Below are 6,893 nucleotides of genomic sequence, written 5' to 3' on the forward strand. Positions count from 1 at the left end.
AAATAGGTCAGGATGCCGTCGCACCCGGCGCGCTTGAAGGCGAGCAGCGATTCCAGCATTGCCTTCTCGCCGTCGATCCAGCCATTGGCGCCTGCCGCCTTGATCATCGAATATTCGCCCGACACCTGGTAGGCGAAGGTCGGCATCTGGAACTCGTCCTTCAGCCGCCGGATGATGTCGAGATAGGGCAGGCCGGGCTTGACCATCAGCATGTCGGCGCCCTCGGCGATGTCCTGTTCGGCCTCCCTCACCGCCTCGTCGGAATTGGCATGGTCGATGTAATAGGTCTTCTTGTCGCCCTTGAGCAGACCGGCGGTGCCCACCGCCTCGCGATAGGGACCGTAGAAGGCCGAGGCGAATTTGGTCGCATAGGACATGATCGCGACGTCCTGAAAACCATTGGCGTCAAGCGCGTCCCGGATGGCGCCGATGCGGCCGTCCATCATGTCGGACGGCGCGATGATGTCGGCGCCGGCGGCCGCCTGGATGACGGCAGCGGCGGTCACCTGTTCCACCGTCTCATCATTGACGATGATGCCGTCGCGCAGGATGCCGTCATGGCCGTGGCTGGTGAATGGGTCGAGCGCGGCGTCGGTGATGATGCCGATCTGCGGCACCGCATCCTTGATCGCACGGGTGGCGCGGTTGATGACATTGTCGGGATCGAGGATATGCGAGCCGGTCTGGTCGCGCAGCGAGATGTCCACATTGGGGAAGGTGGCGAGTGCCGGAATGCCGAGTTTCGCCGCGCGCTCGGCCTCCTTGACGGCGAGATCGATCGACAGGCGGAAGACGCCGGGCATGGCGGCGATCGGCTCGCGGACACCCTTGCCCTCGACGACGAAGATCGGCCAGATCAGGTCGTCGACCGTGAGCCGGTTCTCCTGCACGAGACGGCGCGACCAGTCGGCCTTGCGCATGCGGCGCAGACGGCGGCTGCCGGTGATCTCGTCGACGCCGCGCGCGCCGGCGGGCTTTGCGGGGGTGAATTTGTTCATCGCTAAATACTCTCGTTCGGGCAGGCTTTTACCACGAGCTCCCGCTGCTGACCAATGCGGCACGATTGTGCCAGCGATCCGGTCGAAGTCTATTCGGGTTGCCCATTGCCTGACAGAATCTGTGCTGCGCCCCTGATGGCGACACGGAAAGCCTCGTCGAAGCCGACACCGCGCACCTGCCAGATGTAGGTCTTGCCGGCCGCGGCCAGCCGCCAGTCGGCGATCCAGCCCAGTTCCTTGTCGCTCCAGACGAGACTGCCGGAAAGCGCCTGGTCGGCGCCGGTCTTCTTCGCCAGTGTGTCGAGCTTCGTCATCTCGGCATTGCGAAGCGCCTGATCGTCCAATCCGGCCCGCGACAGCTGCGCCGCCGTGGGAAAAGCCACCTGCATGGCCAGCGGTACGGCGGCATTGCCGAACGATTCGCGCATCGGCATGCCACGGTCGTCGTCGGCATCGAGCGCATAATGCATTGTTCCGCGCTCGGTCGTCAAAAACACCGCCAGCCGCGGCCGCTCGGCCAGCCACGGCCTGCTGCCGAGCGAAGCCAGCACCGGGTCGATTTCAGCCGGCTTGTACTGGCAGGAAAGGTTGTGGGGCCGATCGTACGTGCCCTGATCGTCATGGTTGGGAATGCCTTCCATGCGGTCGCGGTAGCGAAAGCCTGCGACGAAGCTGCCGGCCTTGTCGCGCAATGCCGTCATTTCAGGTTTCGCCGGCAGGCGCTGATCGCCGGAAACCCGCACCAGAACCGCGTCGAGGCAGCGCTTGAAGCCGGACTGGCGGTTCTTCTCGTATTTGCCGTTGACGATGGTCTGCGAATTGTAGAGGTCTTCCAAAGTCGCCGCCATGACCCGGTGAACAGTCAAGCAGATGCTCAGCCCGATTGCCACCGGCGCAAGGCGCGAAAATCGAGTCATAAACAACCGTCCCGTTCGAAGACCCGCCAGAGCTGCGCTGCAATGAACTCTATCCAGTTTTTCAGTATTGCAGCTCGATTTTTAGCACTCGCTCCTGGTCCGGGCCAGAGCTTGCACCGGTGTGCTCGCCATTGACGCACCCATGCGCCACGCTTTAGCACTTCAATCCCGGCGGCCGGGGGAGGGATTCTTCACGATGGATTTTGGCGGAGGCGACGAGATCCGCTTCGAACATCTGGGCCGGGCCGGCGTCGTCACCTTGACGCGGCCGCAGGCGCTCAATGCCTTGACGCACGGCATGATCAGGGCGCTCGACGCTGCTCTTTCCGCCTGGGAAGCCGACCAGGGCATGGACGTCATCGTCGTCAAGGCAGAGGGCAGGGCCTTTTCGGCCGGCGGCGATATCCTGCATGTCTATGAGACAGGCCGGGCGGGAAAACCGCCGGTCGAGTTCTTCGCCGATGAATATCGCCTCAATGCCCGCATCAACAGTTTTAGGAAACCTTATGTCGCCCTGATCGACGGTATCGTCATGGGTGGCGGCGTCGGTATCTCCTTCCATGGCTCGCACCGGGTGATGACCGAGAATGCCCAATTTGCCATGCCGGAGGTCGGCATCGGCTTTTTTCCGGATGTTGGCGCCAGCCACCTGCTGCCTGATCTCGGCGGCTCCTTCGGCATGTATCTGGCGCTGACCGGCAATCGCATCCGCTATGGCGATGCGCTGTGGTCGGGGCTGGCCACCCACACCATCAAGGCCGAGGACCAGGCTGGCTTTCTCGACCGCCTGGCGCTGACCGGCGATCCGGAATCGGTGCTGCGCGGCTTCTTCGTGCAGGCAAGGCGCGAAACCGACAGGCCGACGCTGGAGGCGATTGTCCGCCATTTTTCGCAACCGTCCCTGAACCGCGTCATCGACAGCCTCGAGCGTGCGGCCGCCGCCGACGAGTTCGCGGCAAAGACACTGGCGACGATCCGCACCCGCTCGCCGACCAGCCTGCGCGTCGCCTGGCGGCAGATCAGCGCCGGACTGACGCTGTCCATGGAAGCCTGCATGAAGATGGAGTTCCGCATCCTCAACCGGATGCTCGCCGGCCATGATTTCTACGAAGGCATCCGCGCCGCCATCATCGACAAGGGCTCGAAGCCGCAATGGCGGCCGGCAAGCCTCGCTGCGGTCAGCGAAGCGGATGTCGATGCCTATTTCGCGCCGCTCGGCGAACGGGAACTCTTGATATGAGCGAGGTGACCTCGAGGCGCGTCGTGCTGCAGCCCTCCGGGGTGGAGGTGATCTTCGCCTGGTTCCAGCGCGTCATATCGGGCTATTGCCTGCTGTTCGGCATTCTCTACTGGATCAGGTTGATCGGCTTTTATCCGGGTACGCTGTGGCGGTTCGACCTGATGCCCGTGCACTGGCAGGTCGCTGCGGTGGTGCTCGCCGTGTTCTTTCCCTTTGCCGCTGCCGGCCTGTGGATGCTGGCGTCCTGGGGGCCGGTGATCTGGTTCATTTGCGCGGTGACCGAGACGGTCATGTATGCCGGCTTTCCCGAGCTATTCGGCCACCGCTTGCTGATTGTCGCCTCGCATGCGGCGGTGGCGCTGCTCTACATCGTCTTCCGTGTCGTCATCTACCTGCAGAAGCGCCCGGTCCGCCACTAAGCCGTTGAACCCATTGGCGGCCCCACTGTCGCCTCGAATGAGCTCCGCAATCGTTGCCGAAATCTTTAGGTTAATTATCCTTGCTCGGGTGACCGTTCGTTAAGCCTCTTCCGAAACCTCTTACCGGTAAGCTCTTGTTAGCCCTAGCGTTTAAGTCGAATTTTATGAGTATTCGATAGTGTCGCGATCAAGGTGAAAAACAAAAAATCACCAGGGCGACAAACGAGAGGCAAAGACAATGATCAATTCGCGTCCGGCGGCGAAGACCGCCAACGTATCCGACGATCGCCGCGAGGCTATCCGTTCCCTGTACATGGAATCGCTGCAGCTTGTTGAACGGCTGCACCGCCGCCTGCTTGATGTGATCAAGGACGAATTCGACCGCAACGGCCGTTCCGACATCAATGCCATCCAGGCGCTGCTGCTGTTCAATATCGGCAATTCCGAGCTGACCGCCGGCGAACTGCGCTCGCGTGGCTACTATCTCGGCTCGAACGTCTCCTACAATCTGAAGAAGCTGGTCGATCTCGGCTTCATCAATCACCAGCGCTCGCGCATCGACCGCCGTTCGGTCCGTGTCTCGCTGACGCCGAAGGGCAACGAGGTGGCGGAGGTCGTTGCCGGCCTCTACGAGCGTCATGTTGGCTCGATCGAGCAGGTCGGCGGCATCAACACCGACGAGTTCAAGCAGATGAACCGTGCTTTGCAGCGGCTCGACCGCTTCTGGAACGACACCATCGCCTACCGGATGTAAGGCGCCGCATCGGATCCGGCCCGCGCCACAGAAACGCGGCCGAAATATCGACCTTCAGTCAGGGCCGGTGCCGAGAGGCATCGGCCTTTTTCTAGCGACTGACGGCGACTTGAGTTCATCTGTTTGTCGGCTGACCGCAACCCCGTGGGCCACGCTTTGCTTTCGCTTCCACAATGCCTAATGTCGCCGCACAAGGGGGCATGATGGGTCGAAGCAGGCGTTTCAAGATCTGTTTTGTCGCGGCGGCGCTACTGCTTGCGTCAGAAACGGCTTTCGCCGAGGAATGGTGGAAGGATGCCTTCGCCATGGAAGGCAGCAGCCCGTGCGACGGCAATGACTCCAGAGTGACGTTCACCGATAAGTCGGTGGAAATGTGGGAAGTCGGCTGCACAATCGACAAAGTCCAGAAGATCAAAGGCCTGGACGCCGTCATTTTGGACCTGACTTGCTCGGACGATACCGACAGTGTGGAAAAGAGGCGGGCGCTGCTGCTCAAACTCGATGACAGCAAGATATTGCGTTACCCTGAGAACCAAGTGCTGCAACGATGTTCCGAGTTGGAGGCTCCGGGTTCGAAGCCTTGAGCCAGGGTCGTTCGCGGCTGGCTGCCGGTCCTGCCGCGCGGCAGTCGACCCCATGTCGGCGACGGCTCCGACCCGATACCCAAAAGCATCGGTCCGTCCTTTTCGGAATGCCGGTCAGTCGGATTCGGGCGCTAGGCCACGTTGCCGCCATATTCCAGTGGAACCGAGAGTGGCAGTGATGCTGGTGTGAAGACCATGCGTTCACCCACAATCCGTATCGCGCCTGGGCGCTGTCACACCAGGGTGATACGGAGCATGGTTGGCTTATTGTTAAGATTGCCAATTTTACAGTGCGGGCGAGATCGCCCGGTGATCAACGCAGCAAGTGATCGAACTGCTACAAATGTCTGGAACGTCCATGAGAACCAGCCGTCGTTTTTTCCTCTCCGGAGCCTCCGCGCTCGCAGCCGCAGTGGTCGCCGGCGGCGCCAATGCGCAGGATGTGATCGGTGACATCCTGAAATCCTCCGCGCGCGGCAATTGGGACGACCAGTTCGATGCCCGCGCCAGCGAGGGCGGCAAGGTGGCCTCGACGCTGCCGATCTTCAGCCCGCAGACCGTCGCCTTCACGGAACAGGCGGTCGGGCAATACCAGAACATTGTCGGGCAGGGCGGCTGGGTCGACGTTCCCGCGACCAAGAAGCTGCAGCTCGGCGTCGATGACCCGGATGTGGTGCCGTTGCGCAAGCGGCTGATGGTTTCCGGCGATCTGTCGCAGAGTGCCGGCATTTCGACGGCCTTCGATTCCTATGTCGACTCGGCGGTCAAGCGTTTCCAGCTGCGCCATGGCCTACCTGCCGATGGTGCGCTCGGCAAATACACCTATGCGGCGATGAACGTTTCGGCGCAGATCCGGCTCGGCCAGTTGCAGACAAATTTGCAGCGGCTGCGCGAGAAGGCCGGCACGCTGGGCAGCCGCTACGTGCTGGTCGACATTCCGGCAGCGCAGGTCGAAGCGGTCGAGAACGACCGCGTCGTGCTTCGCCACACCGCGATCGTCGGCAAGATCGACCGGCAGACGCCGATCGTCAATTCCAAGATCAACGAGATCATCGTCAATCCATACTGGAACGCGCCCGTCTCGATCGTCCGCAAGGACATCATTCCGCTGATGCGGAAGGATCCCGATTATCTCAAGGACAGCCACATCCGCCTGTTCGCGCCGGATGGCAGCGAAGTCGATCCGATGAATGTGGACTGGTCGACCGACGACGCCGCCAAGTACCGTTTCCGCCAGGATCCCGGCTCGGAAAACGCCATGGCCTCGGTGAAGATCAATTTCCCGAGCCCTGACGGCGTCTACATGCACGATACGCCGCAGCAGAGCCTGTTCGGCAAGATGTTGCGTTTCGATTCCTCGGGCTGCGTGCGCGTGCAGAATGTGCGCGACCTCGTCACCTGGATCCTGCGCGACACGCCCGGCTGGGACCGCCAGCATTTCGAGGCGGCGATCAAGACCGGTGAAAACACGCCGATCCAGGTCACCAATCCGGTGCCGGTCCACTTCCTCTATCTCTCGGCCTGGTCGACCGGTCCGGGCGTCGTGCAGTTCCGCGACGACGTCTACGCGCTTGACGGCAACAACGAGCTGCAGATCACGTCTGCGCTATAAACATTTGATTCTTATATATAAAAGGGCCGCCTCTCAGGGCGGCCTTTTTCATTGATTGGGTGCCGCGGCGTTTTTCACGGGACGGGCGGCTGGACGGATCGGCCGGCTTTGCGCATGGTCGGCGGAAAGCCTGGAACCGGACCATGGAAGTCGCCGTCTTCATTCTAGTCGTGCTCGTCTTCGTGGCGCTTTCCGGCGCTCTGGTTCGCCTGGTACGGGTGCCGTTGCCGGTGCTGCAGATTGCGATCGGTGCCGCGCTTGCGTGGCCGGTGCGCGGCATCCATGTCGAGATCAATCCGGAACTGTTTCTGCTGGTGTTCATTCCGCCGCTGCTGTTCGGCGATGCCTATGGCGCACCGAAGCGTGAAC

General features: G+C 61.8%; 8 protein-coding genes. 6 read left to right on the forward strand and 2 right to left on the reverse strand.

Annotated features, from left to right (window positions below):
• On the reverse strand, window positions 1-998 hold a 998-nt coding region (gene hemB / locus EN964_RS19495), incomplete at its 3' end, for a porphobilinogen synthase (RefSeq protein WP_127276642.1).
• Window positions 999-1,087: 89 nt separating this feature from the next.
• Window positions 1,088-1,864 (reverse strand): DUF2066 domain-containing protein, encoded by a 777-nt coding sequence (locus tag EN964_RS19500; protein ID WP_245484352.1) that lies wholly within the window; start codon window positions 1,862-1,864, stop codon window positions 1,088-1,090.
• A 247-nt stretch (window positions 1,865-2,111) separates the two neighbouring features.
• Here EN964_RS19500 and EN964_RS19505 point away from each other — a divergent pair, with 247 nt between their 5' ends.
• From EN964_RS19505 to EN964_RS19530, 6 genes are all read left to right on the forward strand, one after another.
• Window positions 2,112-3,155, forward strand: a complete 1,044-nt coding sequence (locus EN964_RS19505; protein WP_127271351.1) for an enoyl-CoA hydratase/isomerase family protein — start codon at window positions 2,112-2,114, stop codon at window positions 3,153-3,155.
• Entirely contained in the window at window positions 3,152-3,574 is a 423-nt protein-coding gene (locus EN964_RS19510) for a DUF6163 family protein (protein ID WP_127272646.1), read from the forward strand. Before EN964_RS19505 ends, EN964_RS19510 begins: the two co-directional genes overlap by 4 nt.
• A 238-nt stretch (window positions 3,575-3,812) precedes the next feature.
• Window positions 3,813-4,328 carry a transcriptional regulator LdtR gene (gene ldtR / locus EN964_RS19515; RefSeq protein WP_008875359.1) on the forward strand — a complete coding sequence of 172 codons (516 nt, stop codon included), beginning with the start codon at window positions 3,813-3,815 and terminating at the stop codon, window positions 4,326-4,328.
• A gap of 173 nt (window positions 4,329-4,501) precedes the next feature.
• Window positions 4,502-4,912 (forward strand): hypothetical protein, encoded by a 411-nt coding sequence (locus EN964_RS19520; protein ID WP_236383325.1) that lies wholly within the window; start codon window positions 4,502-4,504, stop codon window positions 4,910-4,912.
• Window positions 4,913-5,270: 358 nt separating this feature from the next.
• Window positions 5,271-6,524: a murein L,D-transpeptidase gene (locus EN964_RS19525; protein WP_127271053.1), complete on the forward strand. Its 1,254-nt coding sequence runs from the start codon at window positions 5,271-5,273 to the stop codon at window positions 6,522-6,524.
• A gap of 143 nt (window positions 6,525-6,667) precedes the next feature.
• Window positions 6,668-6,893: cation:proton antiporter (locus tag EN964_RS19530; RefSeq protein WP_206528734.1), on the forward strand; the 226-nt coding region annotated here is incomplete at its 3' end.

The sequence above is a fragment of the Mesorhizobium sp. M7A.F.Ca.CA.001.10.2.1 genome, from assembly GCF_003998575.1.
In the GTDB taxonomy this organism is placed as follows: Bacteria; Pseudomonadota; Alphaproteobacteria; order Rhizobiales; family Rhizobiaceae; genus Mesorhizobium.